The 23,765-nt window shown below is 72.5% G+C and carries 22 protein-coding genes and 1 pseudogene; 12 read left to right on the top strand and 11 right to left on the bottom strand.

The window, feature by feature from the left end; all coding sequences use genetic code 11:
- Nucleotides 1-199 precede the first annotated feature (199 nt).
- The 3 genes and pseudogenes from RGI145_RS04600 to RGI145_RS04610 all read left to right on the top strand — a co-directional run.
- Nucleotides 200-1,693, top strand: a pseudogene (locus RGI145_RS04600) (leucyl aminopeptidase); the annotation flags it as partial.
- Nucleotides 1,694-1,935: 242 nt separating this feature from the next.
- Nucleotides 1,936-3,429, top strand: a complete 1,494-nt coding sequence (locus tag RGI145_RS04605; RefSeq protein ID WP_075797427.1) for a leucyl aminopeptidase family protein — start codon at nucleotides 1,936-1,938, stop codon at nucleotides 3,427-3,429.
- Complete coding sequence (locus RGI145_RS04610) at nucleotides 3,422-3,871, top strand: DNA polymerase III subunit chi (RefSeq protein ID WP_075797428.1); 450 nt, start codon at nucleotides 3,422-3,424, stop codon at nucleotides 3,869-3,871. Before RGI145_RS04605 ends, RGI145_RS04610 begins: the two co-directional genes overlap by 8 nt.
- Nucleotides 3,872-3,882: 11 nt before the next feature.
- Here the strand turns inward: RGI145_RS04610 and RGI145_RS04615 are convergent, their stop codons facing one another.
- Entirely contained in the window at nucleotides 3,883-4,725 is an 843-nt protein-coding gene (locus tag RGI145_RS04615) for an alpha/beta hydrolase (protein ID WP_075797429.1), read from the bottom strand.
- 249 nt (nucleotides 4,726-4,974) lie between these two features.
- On the opposite strand from RGI145_RS04615, the gene RGI145_RS04620 reads away from it, so the two are divergent.
- Nucleotides 4,975-5,481, top strand: a complete 507-nt coding sequence (locus tag RGI145_RS04620) for an RlpA-like double-psi beta-barrel domain-containing protein (protein ID WP_075797430.1) — start codon at nucleotides 4,975-4,977, stop codon at nucleotides 5,479-5,481.
- Between the two features lie 29 nt (nucleotides 5,482-5,510).
- On the opposite strand, the gene RGI145_RS04625 is transcribed toward RGI145_RS04620, so the two are convergent.
- Both RGI145_RS04625 and RGI145_RS04630 read right to left on the bottom strand, forming a co-directional pair.
- Entirely contained in the window at nucleotides 5,511-6,071 is a 561-nt protein-coding gene (locus RGI145_RS04625) for a GNAT family N-acetyltransferase (protein WP_075797431.1), read from the bottom strand.
- Entirely contained in the window at nucleotides 6,068-7,930 is a 1,863-nt protein-coding gene (locus tag RGI145_RS04630) for an ABC-F family ATP-binding cassette domain-containing protein (protein ID WP_075797432.1), read from the bottom strand. Before RGI145_RS04630 ends, RGI145_RS04625 begins: the two co-directional genes overlap by 4 nt.
- 453 nt (nucleotides 7,931-8,383) lie before the next feature.
- On the opposite strand from RGI145_RS04630, the gene RGI145_RS04635 reads away from it, so the two are divergent.
- A complete protein-coding gene (locus tag RGI145_RS04635; protein ID WP_075797433.1) occupies nucleotides 8,384-8,617 on the top strand; it encodes a hypothetical protein in 234 nt (77 codons plus the stop codon).
- 74 nt (nucleotides 8,618-8,691) lie between these two features.
- Here the strand turns inward: RGI145_RS04635 and RGI145_RS04640 are convergent, their stop codons facing one another.
- The 3 genes from RGI145_RS04640 to RGI145_RS04650 all read right to left on the bottom strand — a co-directional run bounded on the left by RGI145_RS04640 (nucleotide 8,692) and on the right by RGI145_RS04650 (nucleotide 11,974).
- Entirely contained in the window at nucleotides 8,692-9,759 is a 1,068-nt protein-coding gene (locus tag RGI145_RS04640) for an FkbM family methyltransferase (protein ID WP_083670405.1), read from the bottom strand.
- Nucleotides 9,760-9,783: 24 nt separating this feature from the next.
- Nucleotides 9,784-10,479, bottom strand: coding sequence for a monofunctional biosynthetic peptidoglycan transglycosylase (gene mtgA, locus RGI145_RS04645; RefSeq protein ID WP_075797434.1), 696 nt, complete (start codon nucleotides 10,477-10,479; stop codon nucleotides 9,784-9,786).
- A 145-nt stretch (nucleotides 10,480-10,624) separates the two neighbouring features.
- Nucleotides 10,625-11,974, bottom strand: a complete 1,350-nt coding sequence (locus RGI145_RS04650; protein ID WP_075797435.1) for a hypothetical protein — start codon at nucleotides 11,972-11,974, stop codon at nucleotides 10,625-10,627.
- Nucleotides 11,975-12,278: 304 nt separating this feature from the next.
- On the opposite strand from RGI145_RS04650, the gene RGI145_RS04655 reads away from it, so the two are divergent.
- Nucleotides 12,279-14,042 (top strand): chloride channel protein, encoded by a 1,764-nt coding sequence (locus RGI145_RS04655; protein ID WP_075799838.1) that lies wholly within the window; start codon nucleotides 12,279-12,281, stop codon nucleotides 14,040-14,042.
- A gap of 300 nt (nucleotides 14,043-14,342) precedes the next feature.
- Complete coding sequence (locus RGI145_RS04660; RefSeq protein ID WP_075797436.1) at nucleotides 14,343-15,608, top strand: D-alanyl-D-alanine carboxypeptidase; 1,266 nt, start codon at nucleotides 14,343-14,345, stop codon at nucleotides 15,606-15,608.
- A 50-nt stretch (nucleotides 15,609-15,658) separates the two neighbouring features.
- On the opposite strand, the gene RGI145_RS04665 is transcribed toward RGI145_RS04660, so the two are convergent.
- Together RGI145_RS04665 and RGI145_RS04670 are read right to left on the bottom strand one after the other, a co-directional pair.
- Complete coding sequence (locus RGI145_RS04665) at nucleotides 15,659-17,122, bottom strand: AMP nucleosidase (protein WP_075797437.1); 1,464 nt, start codon at nucleotides 17,120-17,122, stop codon at nucleotides 15,659-15,661.
- 131 nt (nucleotides 17,123-17,253) lie between these two features.
- Nucleotides 17,254-17,463 carry a hypothetical protein gene (locus RGI145_RS04670; RefSeq protein WP_075797438.1) on the bottom strand — a complete coding sequence of 70 codons (210 nt, stop codon included), beginning with the start codon at nucleotides 17,461-17,463 and terminating at the stop codon, nucleotides 17,254-17,256.
- Between the two features lie 236 nt (nucleotides 17,464-17,699).
- Here RGI145_RS04670 and ndk point away from each other — a divergent pair, with 236 nt between their 5' ends.
- Nucleotides 17,700-18,122 (top strand): nucleoside-diphosphate kinase, encoded by a 423-nt coding sequence (gene ndk, locus RGI145_RS04675; RefSeq protein WP_075797439.1) that lies wholly within the window; start codon nucleotides 17,700-17,702, stop codon nucleotides 18,120-18,122.
- A 60-nt stretch (nucleotides 18,123-18,182) separates the two neighbouring features.
- On the opposite strand, the gene RGI145_RS04680 is transcribed toward ndk, so the two are convergent.
- From RGI145_RS04680 to purM, 3 genes are all read right to left on the bottom strand, one after another.
- Nucleotides 18,183-18,341, bottom strand: a complete 159-nt coding sequence (locus tag RGI145_RS04680; RefSeq protein ID WP_075797440.1) for a preprotein translocase subunit SecE — start codon at nucleotides 18,339-18,341, stop codon at nucleotides 18,183-18,185.
- A 47-nt stretch (nucleotides 18,342-18,388) separates the two neighbouring features.
- The gene (gene purN / locus RGI145_RS04685) at nucleotides 18,389-19,051 is read right to left on the bottom strand and encodes a phosphoribosylglycinamide formyltransferase (protein ID WP_237183272.1); all 663 of its coding nucleotides are present in this window, start codon (nucleotides 19,049-19,051) and stop codon (nucleotides 18,389-18,391) included.
- Nucleotides 19,052-19,119: 68 nt separating this feature from the next.
- A complete protein-coding gene (purM, locus tag RGI145_RS04690) occupies nucleotides 19,120-20,190 on the bottom strand; it encodes a phosphoribosylformylglycinamidine cyclo-ligase (RefSeq protein ID WP_075797441.1) in 1,071 nt (356 codons plus the stop codon).
- Between the two features lie 214 nt (nucleotides 20,191-20,404).
- Here purM and RGI145_RS25555 point away from each other — a divergent pair, with 214 nt between their 5' ends.
- The 4 genes from RGI145_RS25555 to RGI145_RS04710 all read left to right on the top strand — a co-directional run bounded on the left by RGI145_RS25555 (nucleotide 20,405) and on the right by RGI145_RS04710 (nucleotide 23,727).
- A complete protein-coding gene (locus RGI145_RS25555) occupies nucleotides 20,405-21,091 on the top strand; it encodes a hypothetical protein (protein WP_075797442.1) in 687 nt (228 codons plus the stop codon).
- Nucleotides 21,092-21,243: 152 nt separating this feature from the next.
- On the top strand, nucleotides 21,244-21,756 hold the full coding sequence (locus RGI145_RS04700) for a CDP-alcohol phosphatidyltransferase family protein (RefSeq protein WP_237183206.1): 513 nt from the start codon (nucleotides 21,244-21,246) through the stop codon (nucleotides 21,754-21,756).
- Nucleotides 21,753-22,943, top strand: coding sequence for an AI-2E family transporter (locus tag RGI145_RS04705; RefSeq protein ID WP_083670409.1), 1,191 nt, complete (start codon nucleotides 21,753-21,755; stop codon nucleotides 22,941-22,943). The genes RGI145_RS04700 and RGI145_RS04705 overlap by 4 nt, the downstream gene beginning before the upstream one ends.
- Before the next feature lie 46 nt (nucleotides 22,944-22,989).
- Nucleotides 22,990-23,727 carry a P-loop NTPase family protein gene (locus tag RGI145_RS04710; protein ID WP_075797444.1) on the top strand — a complete coding sequence of 246 codons (738 nt, stop codon included), beginning with the start codon at nucleotides 22,990-22,992 and terminating at the stop codon, nucleotides 23,725-23,727.
- The last annotated feature ends 38 nt before the right edge of the window (nucleotides 23,728-23,765 follow it).

Consider the following 23,765-nt stretch of genomic DNA (forward strand, 5'->3'; position numbering starts at 1 on the left):
GGGCGGCCATCCATGGGATGGCGCGCGAAAACGGGCTGGCCCCCTCCACGCCGGGCCGCCGCCGTGGCACGCTGCGCCGGAACCGGGGCGGCCCCGCGCCCTTTCCAGGAGCCCCCGGAGGCCATCCCGCGCAGGGATCTTCCGGGCGGGCCTCCTGTCCGCGGGCCGCCCGACGCGTCGCAGGGAGTCTTCTCCGGTCATGCTCGATATCGCCTTCGCCAAGCCGTCCCTTCCCACGGGCGGCGCCCTCGCCATCCTGCTGGCGGAGGACGACCTGGGCGGCGGCGCCTGGCACGACTGGGACCAGACGCTGCACGGCATCCTGTCGCGCGGCATCGCTGCGGCGGAGTTCAAGGCGCGGCGCAACCAGGCCACCACGCTCTACGCGCCCGGGAACGGGCTGAACCGGATCGTGCTGGTCGGCCTCGGCAAGCGCGCGGAGCTGGACGCCCCGGTGATCGAGGCGGCGGGCGGCACGGCCGTCGCCGCCCTGGCCGCCGAGGGCACGGCGGCGCTGGATGCACGCGCGGTGGGCGGCTGGGCGGGGCTCGCCGGCAGCAACGGCGCCGCCAGCGCCGCGCTGGGCGCCACGCTGCGGATGTACCGCTTCGACCGCTACCGCACGACGGAGAAGGCGGAGGACAAGCCGCGCCTGACCGCGCTGAAGGTGCTCTGCGAGGACCCCGCCGCCGCCAAGGCGGCCTGGACCACCGGCCGGGCCGTCGCCCAGGGCGTCTTCACCACCCGCGACCTGGTCAGCGAGCCGCCGAACGTCCTCTATCCCGAGGAATTCGCCAGCCGGCTGGAGAAGCTGGAAAAGCTCGGCCTCGATGTTGAGGTGCTGGGCCCCAAGGACATGCGCAAGCTGGGCTTCGGCGCGCTGCTCGGCGTCGCCCAGGGTTCGGAGCGCGAGCCGCGCACGGTGATCCTGCGCTGGAACGGCACAGGCGAGAAGAAGCCGGCGAAGCCCCTCTGCTTCGTCGGCAAGGGCGTCACCTTCGACACCGGCGGCATCTCCATCAAGCCGGCCGGCGGCATGGAGGACATGAAGTGGGACATGGCCGGCGCCGGCACGGTGGCGGGGCTGATGGCCACGCTGGCGGGCCGCAAGGCCAAGGTCGATGCGATCGGCATCGTCGGGCTGGTGGAGAACATGCCCTCCGGCACGGCGCAGCGCCCGGGCGACGTGGTGACCACCGCCTCCGGCCAGACGGTGGAGGTGATCAACACCGACGCCGAGGGGCGCCTCGTCCTGGCGGACATCATGTGGTACGCCAAGAAGCGCTTCGACCCCGCCTTCATGATCGACCTCGCCACGCTGACCGGCGCGATCATCGTGGCACTCGGCAACGAGCACGCGGGGCTCTTCTCCAACGACAACGGCCTGGCGGAACGCATCCTGGCCGCCGGCAAGGCGACCGGCGAGCTCGCCTGGCGCATGCCGCTCGGCGATGCCTACGACAAGCAGATCCGCTCCGACATCGCGGACATGAAGAATGTCGGCGGCCGCCCCGGTGGCTCGATCACCGCCGCGCAGTTCATCCAGCGCTTCGTCGATGGCTGCCCCTGGGCGCATCTCGACATCGCCGGCACGGCCTGGAGCGGCAAGGACCAGCCGACCACGCCGAAGGGCGCCACCGCCTGGGGCGTGCGGCTGCTCGACCGCCTCGTGGCGGAGCACTACGAGGGCACGCCGCTTCCGGCCGCGGAACCGGCAGGGGACGACCCCCAGGCGGCGGTGGCCGGCAACGGCGCCTCGGCGGCGCTGCTGTCGGAGGGCGAGCCCGCACCGCTCCCCTCCACGCCGGAGCCCGCCACCATCACGCCCGATGACCTGTCCGCCGCGCCGGAACCCGCCTCGGACGCACCATCCGCCGCACCGCCGGCCAGGCCCTCGCGCGGCCGCGGAGGCAGCAGCCGCCCGCGCAAGGGCTGATGCTCCGCATCGCCTTTCACCGGGAGGCCGCGCCGGGGCTGCCCCGCCTCCTGCCGCTGCGTCCCGGGGCGCCGCCTGCCCATGAGTCGCGGGCCCACGCGGCCGGCTTCACCGGGGCGTTGGGGGAGGCGGCCTCGCTGCTCCCGGACGGCCCGGTGCTGGTCGGCCTCGGCCCCGCCGCCGCCGGGAGCGGGTCGGAGCGCCAATGGATGGAGGCGGGCGGTCAGGCCGTCCTGGCGCTGCAACGTGCGCGACCGGGCGCACGCCACGCGGTGCTGGATGCGCGCGGGCTGGAGCCCGGCCTCGCCGCCGCCCTGGCCGCCGGCGCCGCGCTGCGGAGCTGGCGCTTCGACGCGCTGCGCCATCCCGCGCCGGAAGAGGAAGCCGGAGAATCCCCCGCGCTGGAGGCGCTGGACATCCTCGCCGACGATCCCGCCCTGGCCCTCCAGGCCTGGGAGGCGCAGGAGCCCGCGATACGCGGCACACTCCTCGCCCGTGACCTCGTGGCGGAACCGGGCAACCGCCTGAACCCGCGCGAATTCGCCCGGCGGCTGGAGGCGCTCGCCGCCGAGGGGCTGCAGGTCGAGGTCTGGCGCCGCAAGGATCTGGCCAGGGCCGGCTTCGGCGCGCTGCTGGCGGTGGGGGAGGGATCGGCGACACCGCCCCGCCTCGTCGTGCTGCGCTGGCCGGGCGAGCCGGGCACGGCCCCCGTGGTCTTCGTCGGCAAGGGCATCACCTTCGACACCGGCGGCATCTCCATCAAGCCCGCCGCCGGGATGGAGGAGATGCGCGCCGACATGGCCGGGGCCGCCGCCTGCGCCGGGGCCATGCTGGCCCTCGCCGCGAGGGGCAGCCGCACCCCCGCCGCCGCCGTGCTGGCCCTGGCGGAGAACGCGGTCGGCGCCGCCTCCTTCCGCCCCGGCGACGTGGTCCGCACCCTGTCCGGCCGCACGGTGGAGGTGGTGGACACGGATGCCGAGGGCCGCATGGTGCTGGCCGATGCGCTGACGCATGCGGTCTCGGCGCTGCGGCCGCGCGCCGTCATCGACCTCGCCACGCTGACCGGCAGCATCGTCACCGCGCTGGGCCATCACCGCGCCGGGCTGTTCGGCAATGACGACACGCTGCGCGACGCGGTGCTGGCGGCGGGCGAGGCGGTGGGCGAGCCGCTCTGGCCCATGCCGATCGGCGCGGCGCATCGCGAGGACCTGCGGAGCGACATCGCCGACCTGCGCCAGTGCTGGCCCGGCGGCACCGGCCGGCGCGGCATCCCCGACGCCTGCCACGCCGCCGCCTTCCTGCGGGAGTTCGTCGGCGCGGAGGCGGACGCTCCGAACGGAGCAACCCCCTGGGCGCATCTCGACATTGCCGGGGTGGAAAGCCGGGAGGAGGACGGCCCCCTGGGCCCCAGGGGGCCGAGCGGCTATGGCGTGCGCCTGCTCGACCGCCTCGTGCGCGACCATTTCGAGCCCCGGCGGAGGCGGCGTGGCTGAGATCGGCTTCTATCACCTGACGCGCACGCCGCTGGCCCAGGCCCTGCCGCGCCTGCTCGGCCGCGTGCTGGAAAGCGGCGGCCGCGCCGTCGTGCTCTGCGGCGGGCCGGAGCGGCTGGCCGCGCTGGACGCCTCGCTCTGGCTCAGCACCGATCCCGACTGGCTGCCGCACGGCACGCCCGCCGTGGGCCATGCCGACATGCAGCCGATCTGGCTGACCACGGAGGACGAGGCCCCCAACGGCGCTCGCTTCCTCTTCCTGGTGGATGGGGCCGAAAGTGCCCGGCTGGACCGTTTCGACCGGGTGCTCGACCTCTTCGACGGCAATGACGCGGAGGCCACCGAGGCCGCCCGTGACCGTTGGCGCCGCGCAAAGGCGGCCGGCCATGCGCTGACCTACTGGCAACAGGGGCAGCGCGGCTGGGAGAAGAAGGCGGGCTGAACGCCCGTCCCTCAGCGCCGCAGGGCGAAGTCCAGGCCGAGGCGGATGGCCGGGTCCACCACCGACTGGTGGGTCTCGCCGGGAAAGAGATGGAAGGCGACCTCGGGCCCCGCCGGGCCGAGCTTCGAAAGCCGGTCCACGAGATCATGGGCCCGGTCCACCTGCCGGGCGATGCGGGCGCGTTCCGTGATCGGGGCGGGCGGGCGCGGCTGCTCCAGCTCGCCAACCGTGACCAGCAGCCGCAGGCGGGATGCGATCTCCGGCGGCGCGGCCTCGAAGCCGGCTTCCAGCGGCAGGATCGTGCCCTGACCGTAGCCGATCGAGGGGCTGGCCGCGATGTGGCTGCGGAACAGGCCAGGCTGGCGGAACAGGGCGTAGAGCACGAAGAGGCCGCCATAGGAGTGGCCGAAGAGGCTTCGGTCCGCCGGGTCCAGCCTCGCTTCCCGTGCCAGCCGGGGCAGCAGCTTGTCCCGGACGAAGGCCAGGAAGGCGGGGGCGCCGCCTTCCTCCGGGATCGGCGGCTCGGCCGGCACGGTGTAATCCAGCTCGCGCCGGTTCCGGCCCGGATAGCCGATGGCCGCGATCACCGCGCCGTCGCCGCGTGCCTCCAGCGCCGCCACCGCCGGATCGAAATGCCCGTCGCCATCCAGCAGCAGGAAAAGCGGAAAGCCTTCCGCCGGGGGCGTGGCGTCGGGCTCCGCGAGGTAGATCCGGTAGGGCCGGTCCGTCTCGCCACCCGCCTGCATCTCCCATTCGCGGCGGCGCATGGGGGTGGGCGCCGCCTGTACGGGGCCGCCACCCGTCGCCGTCACCAAGCCGGATGTTCCCGCCGCCAGGAGCGCACGTCGCCGCATCGATGGCCTCCTTCGCCGGCACGGAAGAGGGAGGCGTCGTCGCGACCTTCCCGGCCCGCCCGTGTCATGCCCGAGCCTTTCCGGAGGGAAAAGACACAAGCCCGGGGTCTACCTCCAGGCCCTTGACGCTGTTGGATTTCCCAATCTCGTGTCGGGACGATCTTCCCAAAACCATCTTTCGCCTCAAACCCGATGCTTCCGTCGGCGTCTTAACACCGGACTTTAACCGAAGCGGCGAGGGAGGCAGAGATGGTGGCAATCCGGCGGTTCGCAGGCATCGCCCTGTTGGGCCTCAACTTGCTGGGAGGGCCCTTCGTCGCCCCCGCGCTGGCGGACCGGCCGCAGATCGACCGCTCGGGCCAGGGGCTCGACATGCAGCTCATGGTGCGGGACCGGTCCGGCAAGGGCGCGGGGCGGCTGGAGCGTGGCAGCTTCGATCCCGCCGGCGACATGGCCTCCAGCAACAGCCTGCCGGCCGGCAGCACGGCCCGGGTGACCAATCCGCGTAACGGACGTTGGGCCATGGTGCGGATCGGCCGGCAGGACGAACCCCGCGACGTGGCACAGCCGAGCCTCGTGGTCGGCCCGCGCGTGGCGGCGCTGCTCGACATGCCGGGCGGAGATGGACCCACTGGGGACGGCGTGGTGCGCGTGGCGCCGCTGGCGGTGCCGCAGGCCGATGGCACGATCCGGCTGGGCGAGGGCACCGGAATGCCCGGCCAGCAGGCGGTGATCGTGCATCCGGAGCGTGGATAGCGCTGCTCTCCGTGACGCTGGACGTGGTGTCACGCCCCACGTGGCGTCACCCCGGGCGGGGCATCCGGCGGCGGCCGGTGCCAGCCATAGGCGGTTTCCGAGACGGCATGGCCGGACAGGCTGGCCTGCCGTTCCAGCACCGATTGACCACCGAGCCGCTCGTAGAAGCCGCGCGCCCGCCGGTTACCGTCCAACACCCAGAGCGCGAAGGGCCACAGCCCCATCCCGTGCAGGGCCAGGGCCATCCGCCGCAGCATCCGGCCGCCATGGCCCAGGCCCTGTCCGGCACGCAGCAGATAGAGGGCGGTGACCTCGCCAGGAAAACCCGCTTCCCGCAGCGCCGCGTCCCGCTGCGGGCCGCAGGCGCCGAAGCCGAGGAGCGCGGCACCGGGCGCTTCCTCCAGCACGAGGACCGGGCGCGCCGCGGCATCGGCCAGGATCTCGCGCCACAGCGCCTCGCCATCCTCCACGGTCCGCGCGGCGATCACCGCCTCGGGCAGCAGGCCCGGATAGGTCTCGCGCCAGGCGGCGACATGGATCTCGGCGATCCGCCGTGCCTCGCCGGGATGGGCGGGGCGAATGGCGCTCATGCCGCTTCCAGCTTCTCCCCCAGCGCCAGCCATTCCTCCTCCAGCGCCTCCACCTCCCGCGCGATGGCGGCGCGGCGTGTATTGGCCCAGGCGATGTCGGCCGGCTTGCGCTTGGTGTAGAATTCCGGATCGGCGAGCTTGCGCTCGATCAGCCCGTCTTCCAGCCGCAGCTTCTCCAGCAGCTTCTCGATCTGCTTCACCCGCTCGCGCAGCGGCGCCAGGGCGGCGCGGGCCTCGGCACGCTCGCGGCGGTCGTCGCGCTTCGCCGGGCCGGTATCGCGCGCCACGGGCCGGGCGCGTTCGAGCAGGAAGTTCCGGTAATCCTCCATGTCGCCGTCGAAGGACGACACGGCGCCATCCGCCACCAGCCAGAGCTGGTCGGCCACCAGCTCCACCAGCCTCGGATCATGGGTGATCAGCACCACCGCGCCGCCGTAATCCGCCAACGCGCGGATCAGCGCTTCCCGCGCATCCATGTCCAGGTGGTTGGTCGGCTCGTCGAGGATCAGCAACTGCGGCGCGTCGCGCGTGCAGAGCGCCAGCAGCAGCCGCGCCTTCTCCCCGCCGGAGCAGTCGCGCACCAGGGTCGTGGCGCGGTCCTCGTCCAGGCCGAAGCGGGCGAGTTGGCCGCGGCACTGCGTTTCCGTCGCCTTGGGCAGCGCCGCCTGCATATGCGTCAGCGGCGTGCCCTCCGGGTTCAGCTCCTCCGCCTGGTGCTGCGCGAAGAAGCCGACCTTGAGGCGCGGCGTGCGGCGGACCTCGCCGCCCATCGCCTCCATCCGCCCGGCGATCAGCTTGGCCAGGGTGGACTTGCCATTGCCGTTGGCGCCCAGCAGCGCCACGCGGTCGTCGCTGTCCAGCCGCAGGTCGATGCCGCGCAGGATGGGGCGCCCGTCATAGCCCACGCTGGCGCCCATCATGGTCAGGATCGGCGGCGCCACCTCGGCCGGTTCCGGAAAGACGAAGGGGGTGACGCGGTCCTCCGTCACCGCCTCGATCGGCGGCAGCTTCTCCAGCGCCTTCAGCCGCGACTGCGCCTGCCGCGCCTTGCTGGCCTTGTAGCGGAAGCGGTCCACAAAGGCCTGCATATGTGCCCGCTCGGCGGCGACCTTGGCATTCTGGGCCATCTGCTGCGCCCGGCGCTCGTGGCGGATGCGCAGGAACTCGCCATAGCCGCCGGGATAGGCGGTGATCTTCCCGCCTTCCAGATGCGCGATCCCGTCCACGCAGCGGTCCAGCAGGTCGCGGTCATGGCTGATGATGATGGCGGCGCCGGCGAAGCGCTTCAGCCAGCCCTCCAGCCAGATGGTCGCTTCCAGGTCCAGGTGGTTGGTCGGCTCGTCCAGCAGCAGCAGGTCCGGCTCCAGGAACAGCGCCCGGGCAAGGGCGACGCGCATCCGCCAGCCGCCGGAATACTCGCCCACCGGCCGCGCCTGCGCCGCCGCGTCGAAGCCCAGCCCCGCCAGCACCGTGGCGGCCCGCGCCGGGGCGGCCTCGGCGCCGATCGCGCGCAGGCGTTCGTGCAGCTCCGCCTCGCGCAGCGGCTCCACCCCGGCCTCCAGCTCCGCCAGCAGGCCGGCGCGCTCGGTATCGGCCTCCAGCACCGTGTCGATCAGCGAGTCGGTGCCGCCCGGCGCCTCCTGCGCCAGATAGGCCATGCGGGCGCGCGCCGCGAAGCGGACCTCGCCGCCATCGGCCTGCAACTGCCCGGTCAGCACCCGGAACAGGGTGGACTTGCCGACCCCGTTGCGGCCGACGAGGCCGATCTTGTGCCCGGGATCGAGTTGCAGCGAGGCGCCGTCCAGCAGCGTCCGGCCCGCGAGGCGCACGGTAAGATCTTGGATGGCGAGGACGGTCATGCCCCGGGTTCTAGAGCAGTTCCCGCCGGGCTGGAATTCGTGCCGGTGGGGAGGAGCCCGGCTCCGCTCAGACCCCGAGCCATGAGGCTCACGGAATAAGCAAAAATGATACAATAACTTATTTATGATACTTATCGGTGGAGATCGAGCCTGAGCCTGCGTTTTACCGTCGTGGTAAAGCCGTGAGAATCACAGCCTGATCTCCAGATAACGGGCAAATTTCTTACGCGGCTGGTGTTCTATCGGGAGGGAAACAAAATCCGCGAAAGTGATACCTTTGCTCATGGAGCTGTGCTAATCCTGCAAAATGTAGATAAAATGATACTAACCCATCTGAATGGAACCTTTTGGTAGAATAGAGAGGACATCAGATCGCCTCTCAGGCTGCAGGGGTGCTCGCCGGGCTGGCTGCTTCGGGTGGGTGAAGTTTCGGACGGATAAAGGAGAACGGACATGGAGAACGTGATCGCCACGTCGAGACCGGACATGACCCTGGTTGCGGAACGGCTTCCCCATGGCGACACGGTCGGGCAGGGAACCTACGCCGCGGATGCAGGCGCCCTGTTGCTCGTTCTCCTGCTTGTCGCCGCGCTAGGCCATTACTTCCATGATCGCCGGCGCCTGCCGCCTCGGAAGCGGGACGCGGCGGCCCTTCCCCATGATGGGACACCCCCTCTGCACCACTGACCGCGCCACGACCGGCGCCGGCATCCGTCGCCCGGACCCGGCCCCTGGGGGCCGCCGTCAGGCTGTCCCGCGCCTCAGAAACGCTCCCCCAGCACCGGGACGGCCGGGGCAGTGGCCAGGCGGGCCGCCACCATATTCACCTGCCGCAGATAGAGCGTGTTCGGATCGCCCGGCGCATCGCGCGGCGTGAGGGCGCGGCGGCGCGGGTCGTAGTCGAAGGGCGCGAAGCCCTGCCCCCGCAGGAGGGTGTCGATCCGCCCCCTGCTGTCGCCATAGCGTTCCGCATGGGCCATGGTCTCTACCAGCACCGCCTGCAGTCCCGGACGGGCGAGGAGCCGTGTGGCCCCGGCCAGGACCCGTGCCTCGTAGCCCTCGACATCCAGCTTCAGCAGCAGCGGCGTGCGATGGGGCAGGATCTCGTCCAGGGTCGAGACGGAGATGTGGACGCCATCCTCCGCCTCGCGTTCCAGCAGCACGCGATTGGCCGCGCCGCGCCGCGCGCTGAGCCGCAGCGTGCCGGGGCGCTCGCCCAGGGCCAGCGGCAGCAGCGTCACGCGCCCTTCCAACTCGTTGAGGCGCAGGTTGTCGCGCAGATGCGGCAGCGTGGTGGGAGAGGGCTCGAAGGCCAGCACCTCCGCCCCCACCACCCCGGCGGCCAGGACGGTATAAGCGCCGATATTCGCGCCGATATCGGCGAAAAGATCGCCCGGACGCAGCAGATGCAGCAGGAAGCCCATCTCCGCGAAATCGCTCAGCCCGGCATAGAGGTTGGCGGTGGCGGAGGAATGCCCCCTTTGCAGCAGCAGCCGCGTTGGCCCGACGAAGGGCATCACCGCCGGCATGCCGGTGAGCCGCCCGCCGATCTGCCAGCGCAGCAGGCGCAGGAGGGAGGCGGCGGGATGCCGCCCGGCCAGCGGATGCCGCAGGATGAAGCGCAGAAGCCGGACAGGAACGCGCAGGCGCCGCAGCCCTGGCCAGGACGACGGCCCGCCACCGGACGCTCTTCCGGCGCCCGGTATCGCCAGCGGAGCCTCCAGTGGTTCCGGAGACGGGCGCTGGGCGCGGCCAACCGTCGAGGAAGGTAGCGTGGGGATGGAATTCACAACCACAGATTGCAGCATCTCGCTGCGGATTGGCAACATTGCCGGGCGGCGCTCCCGGCCGCCTCAGCGGGTGCAGTCGAGCAGCGGCCCCAGCTCGCCGATCCGTGCCCGGATCGTGGCAGCACGCTGGCGCAGCCAGGTGTTGGGCCTGTTGGCGACCCAGTGCAGCGGACTGGGCAGCACCACGGCGAGCTGGGTAGATTCCCGCAGCGTCAGCGCCGAGGCGGGCTTGTTGAAGAAGGCCCGCGCGGCCGCCTCCGCCCCATAGATGCCAGGTCCGAACTCGACGATGTTCAGATAGACCTCCAGCACCCGCTGCCTCGGCCAGAGCAAGGCGACCTGCGGCGTCAGCCAGGATTCCAGCAGCTTGCGGACGGGATCGCGCCCGGGCCAGAGCATCAGGTTCTTGGCCGTCTGCATGGTGATGGTGCTGGCGCCGCGTGGCCGCTCGCCTTCCAACAGGGTCTCGATCTGGCCGCGCAGGGCGGGGAAGTCGAAGCCAAGGCTCTGGATGCAGAAGGTGTTGTCCTCCGAGGCGATCACCGCCTGTGCGAGGCTGGGGGCGATCGCGTCATAGGACACCCAGTCGTGGTGCAGCTCCTGGCCCTGGAGGCTGCGGATCAGCATCAGCGGCGTCACCGGCACGGGCAGCACGCGAAAGGTCAGGATCGTTGCCAGCGGCAGGGCGAGGAAGAGCAACAGCAGCAGCCGGACCCAGCCTCCGGCCAGGCCCCCGGCGCGGCCCAGGAGACGGCTCAACAGGCGGGCCGGGAAGCGTCCCGTGGGTGGGCGGCCTCCCGCCGCCACGGTGCCGCGACCGGCCTCGCGCCGGCCGGGTCTCACGCCACCCCGCCCGGACATGCGCGGCGGAGGCGGGCCTGAAGGACGGAAAGAGGGACCGGGGTCAGGAGGCCTCCGAACCGGCGCGATAAGGTTCCAGCTCCAGCCCGAGCAGCAGGCCCGGGACGCGCTGGGGGCCCCCTTCCGCCATGGGCACGAACTCCGCCCGCAGCTCCACCATCGGGGCGTCGCGCGGCGCCGCCGGGTCGCGGCCGATCCAGACGACCTCGCCCTGGGCATCGGAAACCGAGGGGCCGAAGCGGCTTTCCAGCGACCGCCGCAGCGCCGCCTGGGATTCGCCCGGCAGGAAGCGCAGCGCCGTGATGCCGCCGAGGCGCGGCTCCCGTACCCCGCCGGCCTGCGCCGCCATGTCCTCCCCGGCCTCGGACCCATCCTCGGGCCCGGTTTCCGGGGCGCGGTGCAGGGCGATGCAGGCGGTGAAGTCGGCCTTCAGGTGCAGCGCCTCGCCGAAGGCGCGCCGGTCCGCCACCAGCCCCATGTGGCAGCCGGGGCGCCCCGCGGCGGAGGCGACGGCGCCATCCGCGAAGAAGGCACCCCCCACCGTCCGGAATCCGCGTCGCAGCAGCGCGTCCCGGGCCTCCTCCAGCGGCATGCCCAGGCGCAGGCCCTCCAGCAGCGCGCTCCGGAGCACCGGTTCGCCCGGTCGGGCGGAGGGTAGGGGCGCGTGCAGGGAGCCGGGCAAGCGGCCGAAATCATGGATCAGGGTCCCGTCCTCCCCAACCAGCCGGGCGGTGAGGAGATGCGCCGCGATCGGCACGCTCCGCATGCCCGCCGGCTGCGGCAGCGCGCCGCCCAGGACGAGGCTCACCTCCAGGATACCGCGCCAGCCATCCTGCGTGCGCGGGTCCAACCCGGCCGAGTCGAGCAGCGTCTCCGCCGCCGCCTCGCTCGCCACGGGCAGCGTGGCGACCGCCAGGGCGTTGTCGAAGCGCAGGCCGAAGCCTTGCGACTGCCAGGTCGGATCGCGCACCCAGAAGGTGCCGTTCAGCGCCACCGGCAATCCCCCCTGGCCGGGATCGTAGCGGCCGATGGCGGTGCGGATCCGCAGCAGATAGGGGCGGGCCGGGTCGAAGCCCTCATACTCCGCCCGCAGCTTCCGGCGCAGCTCGGCGAACGCCGCATCGTGCCGCTGCCGCCGCGCGGAGGGCACCGGGGAGGCCAGCTCCGGCGGCGGCATCAGCGCCTCGGCCAGCGCGTCGAAATCCGGGCTTTCCCCGGTCTGCCGGGCATGGGCGAAGAGCACGTCCCGCGCCGCCAGCGGCAGGGGGGCCCGGATCATCGTCTGCATCCGCAGCCCGCTCTCCGCCGCCGGCTCCGGCGACTCGGCCCGGGCCGGCAAGCCGGGGAACAGCAGCGGAAGCAGGACGGCGAGGATCAGCGGGTTTCTGGGCATCGGCACTTCATGGGCTGAGGCGCGCAGGGTAGCCAGCCCGGGCGCCTGCGCAAACCGCGTTCCGCGCTCCCCCATGGTGCCGCCTCCTGGCAAGGCGCCCCGGCATGGCGCCCTGGATGGCCCCCTGGATGGCCCCCTGGCGCGGTGCCCTTTTTCGGCCGGGTTTCTCTGCTGTGCCGCTCTGGCCAGGGCTGCCGGCCCTGGCGGCCCGCCGCGCCGGGGGTCAGGATTTCGCCTTCCCGTCATCCATGCCCCGTGGCCTATGTCGCGGCGCCGTCTTCTGCCAGGGGCCCCGGGCCGTACCATGATCGCTCTCCGACTGCATGTGCGCCCTATCCGCGACGTGGCCTCCTTCCGGGCCTGGCTCCGGGCCAGCGAGTTCGGCCTGGTCGGGCTGGCCGTGCTGACCGGGGTGCTGAGTGGCCTCGTCGCCGTGGTGATGGGCGGGCTGGCACGCGGGCTGCACGTGCAGCTCTTCGGCCAGGACAGCGCGCATGGGCTGAGCATCCTGCGCGGCGCCTCGCCGCTGATGCTGCTCACCATGCCACTGCTGGGCGGCATCCTGCTGGGCGCCATCAACCTCGCCTTGTCGCGCTGGTATCCGCGCCAGCCGGTGGACCCGATCGAGGCCAATGCCCTCTATGGCGGCAAGCTCTCCTTCCGCGACGGGCTGGTGGTCGCGGTGCAGAACATCGTTTCCAACGGCTTCGGCGCCTCGGTGGGGCTGGAGGCGGGCTATACCCAGGCGGCCAGCGGCGTCTCCTCCTGGCTGGGGCAGCGGCTGGGGCTGCGGCGCGGCGACCTGCGGCTGCTGGTGGGCTGCGGCGCGGCCGGGGCCATCGCCGCCGCCTTCGACGCGCCGCTGACCGGCGCCTTCTATGCCTTCGAGCTGGTGATCGGCACCTATGCCATCGCCAGCCTCGCCCCGGTGGTGGCCAGCGCCGTCACCGCCACGCTGGTGGCCCGGGCGCTGAGCGGCGAGACCTATGTGGTGGTGCCGGGCGGCGTCACGCCGCCCGGGCTGGAGGGCTACGTGCTGTCCCTGCTGCTCGGCCTCGCCTGCGCCCTGGCGGGGATCGCGCTGATGCGCGGCGTGACCTTCACCGAGGCCACGATGCGCCGCTTCCTGCGCTGGGCGCCGCTGCGCCCGGCCCTCGGCGGGCTGGTGGTGGGCCTGCTGGCGCTGGTCTCGCCCATCGCGCTCTCGGCCGGGCACGGGGCGCTGCACTTCACCTTTGCCACCGAATCCACCGGCTTCGACATCCTCTGGCTGGTGCTGCTGAAGAGCCTGGCGGTGGTGATCTCGCTCGGCGCGGGCTTCCGCGGCGGCTTGTTCTTCGCCTCGCTGCTGCTGGGCGCGCTGGTCGGCAAGGTCTTCGCCGCCGGGGTGGACCTCGTGCTGCCGGGGATGGACCCGCTGCTGCTGTCCCTGGTCGGGATGAGCGCCTTCGGCTCGGCGGTGGTGGGCGCGCCGCTGGCCATGACCTTCCTGGCGCTGGAGACCACCGGCAACTTCGTGGTGGCCGGCAGCGTGCTGGCGGCGGTGACCGTGGCCGGCCTCGTGACGCGGCGGCTCTTCGGCTACTCCTTCGCCACCTGGCGCTTCCACCTGCGCGGCGAGACCATCCGTTCCGCCCACGACATCGGCTGGCTGCGCGAGCTCAGCGTCGGCAAGCTGATGCGGCGGGATCTGCGGACCGTGCGCAACGACACGAAGCTCGCCTCCTTCCGGCGCGACTTCCCGCTGGGCTCCACCGCGCGCGTCGTCGCGGTGGACGAACAGGGCCGCTATGCCGGCCTCATCTCCGTGGCCGAGGCCTATGGCGCCGCGCCGGAGGTGGAGACGGTGGAGCCGCTGCTGCAGTTCCGCGACCGTGCCCTGCTGCCGGCCATGAACGCCAAGGAGGCCATGGCCGTCTTCGACACGGTGGAGACCGAGGCGCTGGTGGTGGTGGACGGGGTGGAGAGCCGCAAGGTGCTGGGCCTGCTCACCGCCAGCCACCTGCTGCGCCGCTATGGCGAGGAGGTGGAGCGCCGGCGGCGCGAGGAAACCGGGCTGGCGGCCTGACCGGGCCTGCCGCCGGCACGGCTAGGTGCCGGACCGGACACGGGATTCGGCGGCGGGAGACTCGGGCCGCCGCCTTGTAACTCTCCCCTGCGTCATGTTTCGCCGTGTTTCCGGGCTCTGCGATCCGGTAAAAATTCCTTGTGCGACTGTGGCTTACGGGTCGCGCCAGGGTTGGAAAAGCCCTTCTCCGGATGAACCGGCGGTTATTCGCGGTTGCCAGCCCGTCGCGGCGGCCTCCAGACCTTGCGGAGCGGGTGGCGCTTCGTGGGGGAGCGCCATCCGGAGGGGGAAGTACACCGCATGATCGAGACCGGCGCCGTCTTGCGACGCGGCCTGCGCCTGCTGGCGCTGGCCGCCGTCGCCACCCTCTGGCTTCTGCCCGGGCAGGCGCGGGCACAGGTCGGCAGCGAGCGCTATGCCTCGATCGTGGTGGATGCGGGCACGGGGCAGGTCCTTTCCGCCTCCAGCGCCGACGAGCCGCGCTACCCCGCCTCGCTCACCAAGATGATGACGCTCTACATGCTCTTCACGGTGCTGGAATCGGGCGACGTCTCGCCCTCCACCCGCATCCCCGTGTCGCGCCACGCGGCCTCCCGGCCGCCCTCCAAGCTCTGGCTGAAGCCGGGCTCCACCATCACCGTCCGCGACGCGATCCTGGCCCTGGTGACCAAGTCCGCCAACGACGCGGCCTCCGCCGTGGGCGAGTTCCTGGGCGAGGGCAGCGAGGCGCGCTTCGCCCGGCTGATGACGCTGCGGGCCCGCCAGATGGGCATGACCAGCACGGTCTTCCGCAACGCCTCCGGCCTGCCCGATCCGCGCCAGATGACGACCGCGCGCGACATGGCCATCCTGGCGCAGCGGCTGATCCGCGACTTCCCGAACCGCTACGCCTATTTCAGCACGCCGGAATTCCGCTGGCGCGGCCAGACCATCGCCAGCCACAACTACGTCAACGAGAACTACGACGGCGCCGACGGGCTGAAGACGGGCTTCATCAATGCCAGCGGCTTCAACATCGTCACCAGCGCGCGGCGCGACGGGCGGCGGCTGATCGCCGTGGTCTTCGGCGGCGCCACGGGGCGGGAGCGCGACAGCCATGTCATGGCGCTGCTCGACCGGGGCTTCGACCTTCCCGGCACCCCGCCGGGGCGGGGCGACACGCTGCTGGCAGGCCGTTCGGTGGGCCGGGGCGGCGTGCTGGCCGGGCTGGTGCCCAGTGCCAATGCCGCGCCGGCCATGGGCGCCGCGGAGCCGCTGCTGCGCCGTGCCACCACCAGCGCCCGGCCCTCCGTAGCGCCGGCCCCGCCCGCCCCGGTGCGTTCCAGCGCCGGCAAGGGCAACTGGGCGGTACAGGTCGGCGCGCTGCCGACCAGCGCTTCCGCCCGCAAGGTGGCCAGCAGCGCGCGCCGGAGCGCCACGCGCAATGCGGGCGTGGTCCGGGTGGAGAAGGTGCGGCTGAAAGGGCAGACCCTCTACCGCGCCCAGGTGGCCGGGCTGAGCGAGGCAGGCGCCCGGCAGGCCTGCGCCCGCATGAAGCGCGGCGCCTGCATGGTGGTCGCGCCCTGAGAAGACGCTCAGGCCGGCGGCTCTGTCCGGCCCGCCGCGCCCTGGTCCTGCTACCGGAAGGGCGGCTCGTCGAAGGCGCGGAGCTTGCGCGAATGCAGCGCGCCGAGCTGCCCGCGCAGGATCTCGAAAGTGGCCAGCCCGATCGCCAGATGCTCGCTCACCGCGCGCTGATAGAAGGCGGTGGCGGCGCCGGGCAGCTTGATCTCGCCATGCAGCGGCTTGTCGGAGACGCAGAGCAGCGTGCCGTAGGGCACCCGCAGCCGGTAGCCCTGGGCGGCCAGCGTGCCGCTTTCCATGTCCACGGCGATGGCGCGGGACAGGTTGATCCGCAGCCGCTCCTGTGACCAGCGCAACTCCCAGTTCCGGTCGTCATAGGTGACGACGGTGCCGGTCCGCAGCCGCCGCTTCAGCGCGTCGCCCTGTTCGCCCGTCACCTGCACCGCCGCTTCCTGCAGGGCGACCTGCACCTCGGCCAGGGCGGGCACGGGGATCTCGGGGGGCAGCAGCTCGTCCAGGATCTTGTCGCGCCGCAGATAGCCATGCGCCAGCACGTAGTCGCCGATCTCCTGGCTCTGCCGCAGCCCGCCGCAATGGCCGATCATCACCCAGCAATGCGGGCGCAGCACCGCGAGGTGGTCGGTGATCGTCTTGGCGTTGGACGGGCCGACGCCGATGTTGATGATGGTCACGCCATCCCGCCCGTCGCCGCGGAGCAGGTGATAGGCCGGCATCTGGAAGCGCTGCCAGGGTGCCGCGGCGACCAGCTCCGCCCCCGCCTCGGGCGAATCCTCCCGCCCCACGGAGGCGCCGCCGGGCAGGACCAGGCGGGTATAGGGGCTGCCGGGCGTGGCGAGCTCCTTCAGCGCCCAGCCGGTGAACTGCTCCACATAGCGCTGGTAGTTGGTGAGCAGGATCCAGGGACGGACATTGCGCCAGTCGCTGCCCGTGTAGTGTATCAGGCGGCGCAGCGAATAGTCCGCCCGCACCGCGTCGAAGAGCGCCAGCGGCCTCGGCTCGCCCGGCCGGTACTTCCACAGCGCATCGGCGGTCTCGTCCCCCACCGCCGACAGCATGGGCACGGGGAAATGGCGCGCCAGCGCGGCCGCCGAGACACCGCCGCGCGCCAGCTCGTCGCCACCCTCCAGCACATAGGGATAGGGGATCTCCTGCTCGCTGCGCCCCACGGCGATGCGCGCCCCGTATTCCCGGGCCAGCGGGCGAAGCTGTTCCAGCAGATAGGCACGGAAGGCGGCAGGCTGCGTCACCGTGGTGGCGTAGTCGCCGGGCAGTTGCAGCTTGGCCCAGGCACGGCGGTTGGCGGGGGGCAGGTTCGCGGCATCCCAGTGCAGATGAAGCGCCGGATAGCGGAAGCTGGCGCGTTCCTCCGCCCCGGGCACGATGCCCGCGCCCACGAAGCGGTCGAGGGCGGTGCGCTCGGCCAGGACCGCCGCCTCGTACATCTCTTCCAGGCGGTCCACAGCCTCTTCCGGGGAGGCCACCGTCTCATGCAGCATCCGCTTGTGCCTGTTCCTGATATTCCGGGGGCAGCCTGCCACAACCGGCCCGGGTGCGGAACCGCGCCCTCGGATGGCGCCGCCGCAACGCGGCCCGGTTCGCAGCGGCCTCCCCGGGAAGGGGGCAGGGCCTACGCGGCGTTCAGGCCGGAGGCGGTGTCCTGGTCCTGCGTCTCCAGGCAGCCGAGCAGGTAATGCGCGCTGGCCAGGCGCTCGATGGCCTTGGCCACATGATGGCGCCGTGCGGCATAGCGCGAGGCATTCAGGGCGGTGTCGAGGAAGCGCAGGGCGCTGCGTAGCTCATCCTCGGCGGAAGGGAACGGGACAGGCGGGCTGGGCATCGAAACGGCACACCAACGAACTCACGATTTCGTGAGGATACCGTAGTTGGACCGGAAGCGCATGTGAATTTTCCGTTCACGAAAGGCAATTGCACCCCTGACGGGAAGCGCGCCACCGGCGATTTGTGGCTTCTTCTGCCACCATGGCCCGCCGGGGAAGGCCCGGCAGGCTTGCGCCTGCGCCCCGGGCAGCCTATCGGGCGCGCGCCTTACCTTTTTTCAGGGAACCCAGCCCGATGGCCATCGAGCGCACCTTCAGCATCATCAAGCCCGACGCCACCCGGCGTAACCTGACCGGCAAGATCAACGCCGTGTTCGAGGAGAACGGCCTGCGCATCGTCGCGCAGCGTCGCATCCTGATGTCGCAGCAGCAGGCCGAGACCTTCTACGGCGTGCACAAGGAGCGCCCCTTCTTCAAGGACCTCGTCTCCTTCATGACTTCCGGCCCGGTGGTGGTGCAGGTGCTGGAAGGCGAGGGCGCCGTGGCCAAGAACCGCGAGATCATGGGCGCCACCAACCCGGCCAATGCCGCCGAGGGCACGATCCGCAAGCTCTTCGCCGAGAGCATCGAGGCGAACAGCGTGCACGGTTCCGACAGCCCGGAGAACGCGGCGATCGAGATCGCCTACTTCTTCGCCGGCTCCGAGATCACCGGCTGAGTCCGGCCCAGGCGTGGGGCGGCATCCCGCCCCGCGCCCATCCGCTGCCCGCCCTCCCTCTCAGCCGAGGAAGACGTAGAGCAGCAGCAGGATCACCACGATCACGCCGATTCCCCAGGATGCGGCGCGGGTGAAGGCCTGCCAGCCGGCCTGGCGCTCGGACAGGATGTCCTCCGCCCGCACCGGTACCATGTCGATGTGCTGCCGTGCCTCGGCCATGCTCCGCCCCGATCCCTGCTTCCCGCCTCCGCCTTGTGCCGGAGGATTCAGGCTTTTTCTGTAGGGAGCGCCGCGAGGCTGGGCAAGGGATTCGCCAGCGCGCCCGTGGCGGGGGCCAGCATGGCCGTGGCTCCGGCGGCGATCCGCGCCATGGCCGGGAGCCGTCCTTCCCCATATCCGCCGAGCCAACGCGCCATCCAGGCCAGGGCGGCCGGGTAGAGGCGGTGCTCCTGCTCCAGCACGCGGGCCGCGAGGGCGGCCTCGTCGTCGCCGGGCAGCACGGGCACGGCGGCCTGGGCCAGGATCGGTCCCTCATCCACCCCCGCCGAAACCAGGTGCACCGTGCAGCCATGCAGCCGCACCCCGGCCGCCAGGGCGCGGGCATGTGTGTCGAGCCCCGGGAAGGCGGGGAGGAGGGAGGGATGGATGTTCAGCATCCGCCCTTCCCAGCGGCGGGTGAAGTCTTCCGTCAGAACGCGCATGAAGCCGGCCAGGGCGATCATCCCGATGCGGTGCGCCTCCAGCACGGCCTGCATCGCCGCCTCGAAACCCGCCCGGTCGCCCTTGTGGCCCCGGCTCTCGACCACGGCCACCGGGATGCCCGCGGCCTCGGCCCGCGCCAGCCCGGCGGCCCCGGCGCGGTTGGACAGGACCAGCGCGATCCGCGCCGGATAGGACGGATCGGCGGCGGCCTCCAGCAGCGCAACCATGTTGCTGCCGCGCCCGGAGATCAGCACCGCCACGCGCGGGCGGCGGTCCTCCCCGCCAGCAGCCTCCGTCACGGCAGCGGCCACTGCGCCGTCAGGTTGTCCACCCGCACGCTGGCCTCGCCGCCCTCCGGCGCCGTCTCGATGCGCCCGATGCGCGCCACCGTCTCGCCGGCCTCCTGCAGCAGCCGGGTGGCTTCCCCGACGGAATCCTCGGCCACCACCAGCACCATGCCGAGGCCGCAGTTGAAGACGCGCAGCATCTCCTCCGGCACCACGCCGCCCATCTTCGCCAGCCAGGCGAAGACCGGCGGTGGCGTCCAGGCGGCGGCATCCACCACCGCCACGGTGCCGGCCGGCAGCACGCGCGGCAGGTTGCCCGGCAGCCCGCCGCCGGTGATATGCGCCGCCGCCTTCAGCAGCCCGGCGCGGTGCACGGCGAGGACGGACTTCACATAGATCCGGGTCGGCTCCAGCAACGCCTCGCCCAGCGTCCTGCCACCGGCGAAGGGGGCCGGGTCCTTCAGCCCGGCATTGCCGCCTTCCACGATCCGCCGCACCAGCGAGTAGCCGTTGGAATGCACGCCCGAGGAAAGCAGGCCCAGCAGCACGTCGCCCGCGCCGACATCCGGTTTCGGCAACAGGTCCGTGCGTTCCGCCGCGCCGACCGAGAAGCCGGCGAGGTCGTAGTCGCCCTTGCCGTACATGCCCGGCATCTCGGCGGTCTCGCCGCCCACCAGGGCACAGCCCGCCTGGCGGCAGCCCTCGGCGATGCCGGCGACCACGGCGCTGGCGTGGGCCACCTCCAGCTTGCCGGTGGCGAAGTAGTCCAGGAAGAAGAGCGGCTCGGCGCCCTGCACCACGAGGTCGTTCACGCACATCGCCACGAGGTCGATGCCGACGCCGTCATGATGGCCCGAATCGATGGCCAGCCGCAGCTTGGTGCCCACGCCGTCGGTGGAGGAGACCAGTACCGGATCTTTGAAGCCGGCGGCCTTCAGGTCGAACAGCGCGCCGAAGCCGCCGAGTCCTCCCATGGTCCCGCTGCGGTCCGTGGACTTGGCGAGGGGCTTGATGGCATCCACCAGCGCGTCACCCGCCTCGATGTCCACCCCGGCGTCACGATAGGTCAGGCTGGCCATGGTCGCTCCCGATCGGCTATGCCCCAGGGCTTCGGAAGGTTTTGAAGGGCGGACGATGCCGGACCAACTGCCGAGCCTGGGCGCGAGCGGAAGGCAACACCACGTCTGGCGGGGCGGTGCAACATCCCTGCGCCTCGTGGCTGCCCTTCTTCCCGCGCTCTGCGCTTTGCCGGGACTGGCGGCCGCGCAGGGATTTCCCACGATTCCCCCGCCCGTGCCCCCGGTCGCGAGCACGCCCGCCGCGAATGCGCCCGCCGCGAGCACGCCGGAAGCCGCTGCTCCCGCCGCCGATGCCGCCGCCTCCACGGGCGGCTATACGCAGCGTGGTGTGCCGGCCGAGGCCACGGCGGAAAACGCGGTGAAGGCGCGGGAACAGGCCTACGCCTCCGCCCAGCGCATCGCCTATCAGCGCATGGCGGGCGAGATGGGCCTGCCGACCGGCCTTTCCGCCAGCCAGATCGACCGGCTGGTCTCCTCCGTGGTGGTGGAGCAGGAACGCTCGACGCTGACCGGCTTCTCCGGCCGCGTGACGGTGAACTTCAACCCCGGCCGCGTGGCTGCCCTGGGCGGGCGCGGCGGCGCGACGGCGCAGGCGGGCGGTGGTCCGGGCGCCTCGCCGGTGGCATCCGCGCCCTCGCCGGGCGTGCCGGCCTCGGCCTGGGTGGATGTCCAGGCGGGCTACGGCTCGCTGGCGCAGTATCTCGACCTGCGCCGCCGCCTCATGGCCAATCCGCAGGTGGCGAGCCTCGACCTGCGCGCCATCGCCACGGACCGCGCCGTGCTGCGCCTGGGCCTGCGCGGCCCGGCAAATCTCGTGGTGCCCGAATTCGCGCGCTCCGGCGTGACGGCCGTGCCCGCGCCCGACGGCACCTGGCGGATCGGCCTTGCCGGAGGGGCCTGACCGGACGCCTGCCCCGAAGCCCGGCCCCGGGTCCCGGCCTGAACCCCGGCCGGGGCGCCGGCCCGCGGCCCGGCCCGCCGGAACATGCCACGGCCGCCGCGTCGGCGCTGACCACGCTGCCCAACGCCATCACCTTCGTGCGGCTCTGCGCCGTGCCGGCGACGATCTGGCTGATCATCCAGGGGCGCTTCGACCTCGCCTTCCTGCTCTTCCTGGGGGCGGGCCTGTCCGATGCGCTGGACGGCTGGCTGGCCCGGGTTCTGGATGCCCGTTCGAGCCTGGGCGCGGTGCTCGACCCGGTGGCGGACAAGGCGCTGCTGATGAGCAGCTATGTCGCCCTGGCGGCGACCGGCGTCCTGCCCGACTGGCTGGCTATCCTCGTGGTGTTCCGTGACCTGCTGATCGTGGGGGGCGTGGTGATGTTGCGCATGATGGGCATGCTGCCCCGGATCAGCCCCTCCCGCCTGTCCAAGGCGAACACGGCGCTGCAGATCCTGCTGGTCGCGGTGGCGCTCTTCCTGCGTGGCTGGCCCGGAGTGGCGCTGCCCGGGGACATTCCCCTGGCGCCGCTGCTGGCGGTGCTGGTGCCGCTGGTGGCCGCCAGCACCCTGTTGTCCGGCGGCGCCTACGTGCTCGCGGCGGCGCGCGGGGAGGGGCGGGCATGAGGACGCTGCCGCCGCCGGCCCCACCCGCCCCGCCGGGCGAGCGGCGCGTCACGCCCGCGCCCGCACCGCCGCCACCGCCCCTGCCGCGCGGGCCGCAGACGGCCACGCGCGCGCAGCGGATCGGGCTGGCGCTCGGCCTGCTCGCCGCCCTGCTCGGGACGATCTGGCTCTTCTCGCCGATCCTGACGCCTTTCGTGCTGGCGGGCTGCATCGCCTATTTCCTCGATCCGCCCGTCACCGTCCTGGCCAGGGTCGGGGTGCCGCGGGGCGTCGCCTCGGCGCTGCTGATCGCCTGCCTCTGCGCCCTGGTGCTGCTGGCCCTGCTGCTGCTCTACCCGCTGCTGATCTCCCAGGTGGGGGTGCTGCTGGCGCGGCTGCCCGCCTATGCGGCGCGGATCGGGGCGGGGGTGCGGGACCTGATCGCCGCCGCCGCCGAGCGCCTGGGGCCCGACACGGTCAACGGCCGGCTGCAGGACCTGGCGGTGAACCAGACGGGCGCCATCCTGGGCTATGTCGCCACCACGGCGGCGCAGTTCATCGGCGGCGCCAGCGGGCTGCTCAGCGTCGGCTACGCCCTCTTCACCTACGCGGTGGTGACGCCGGTGGTGGGCTTCTACCTGCTGCGGGACTGGCCGCGGATCATCCTGCGCATCGAATCCTGGCTGCCCCGGCGCTACGCCAGCACCACGCGCGCCCTGGGCCGGGACATGGACAGGGTGCTTTCCGCATGGCTGCGCGGCCAGCTGATCTGCTGCGGCCTGCTCGCGGTGTATTATGCTGTGGCGCTCTCGGCGGTGGGACTCGAACTGGGCCTCCTGGTCGGGCTTCTGTCCGGGATGCTGTCCTTCATCCCCTATGTGGGCTCGCTCACCGGCCTGGTGACGTCGCTGCTCCTGGCCGCGGGCCAGTTCGGTTCCTGGGAAGGTGTTTTGCTGGTGGCGGCCGTTTACGTGTTCGGGCAGACGATCGAGGGCTACGTGATCTACCCGCGCCTGCTGGGCGACCGGGTGGAGCTGCACGCGGTCTGGGTCATCTTCGCCCTGTTCGCGGGCGGCGTGGCCTTCGGCTTCCTGGGCGTGCTGCTGGCCGTGCCCATGGCGGCGATGATCGGGGTGATCGCGCGGCACTGGCTGCGCCGCTACCTCGCCAGCCCGCTCTACCTCGATCCGCCGCGGACCGGGCTGTGAGGCGCGGGCCGTCCCGGACGCGTGGCGGGGCACCGGGGAGGAGGGCATGAGCGGCCGCCAGCTCCCGCTGCCGCTCGCCCTGCCGCCCGAGCGCGGCGCGCCGGTGATCTCGGACCGTTCCAACGCCGTGGCCCGCACCTGGCTGGCGGCGCCGGACGACTGGCCGAACGGCCGGCTGGCGCTGTTCGGGCCGGAGGGCGTGGGCAAGTCCCTGCTGCTGCGCCAGGGCGCGGCGCGGCTGGGCCTGCGGGTGCTGGAGGGGCCGTCGCTGCGCGGCGTGCCGGACGGGCTGCCCTCCGCCGTGGACGATGCCGATTGCGCGGCGGAGGAAGAGGCGCTCTTCCACCTGATCAACGCCTGCGCCAGCACCGGGGCGCTCCTCCTCCTGGCGGGGCGGGAGCCGCCGGCGCGCTGGCGGGTCCGCCTGCCCGACCTCGCCTCCCGCCTGCGCGCCACCCATGCGGTGGAGATCGAGGAACCCTCCGAGCAGCTCCTCCGCGCCCTGCTGGCGCATCACTTCGCCGAGCGCCAGGTGCGCGTCGATGCCGCGACGCAGGACTGGCTGCTGCTGCGCCTGCCGCGGGAGGCCGCGGCCGTCTCGCGCGCCGCGGCGCGGCTGGACCGGGCGGCCCTGGCCACCGGCGGGGCGGTGACGCGCGCCCTGGCGCGGCATGTCCTGGCCGACCTGCCCGGTTTCGGCGGGGAGGAACAGGCGGGCGAGGAACATGACGTTTCCGTTGCATCACCGGGGGACGGCTCGAACCCCATGCCGAAGCTGCTGTAGTCTGAGGCGCCAGGTCCGGCACTTGCTCCGGGCCTGAT

The organism is Roseomonas gilardii (assembly GCF_001941945.1).
Taxonomy (GTDB): domain Bacteria; phylum Pseudomonadota; class Alphaproteobacteria; order Acetobacterales; family Acetobacteraceae; genus Roseomonas.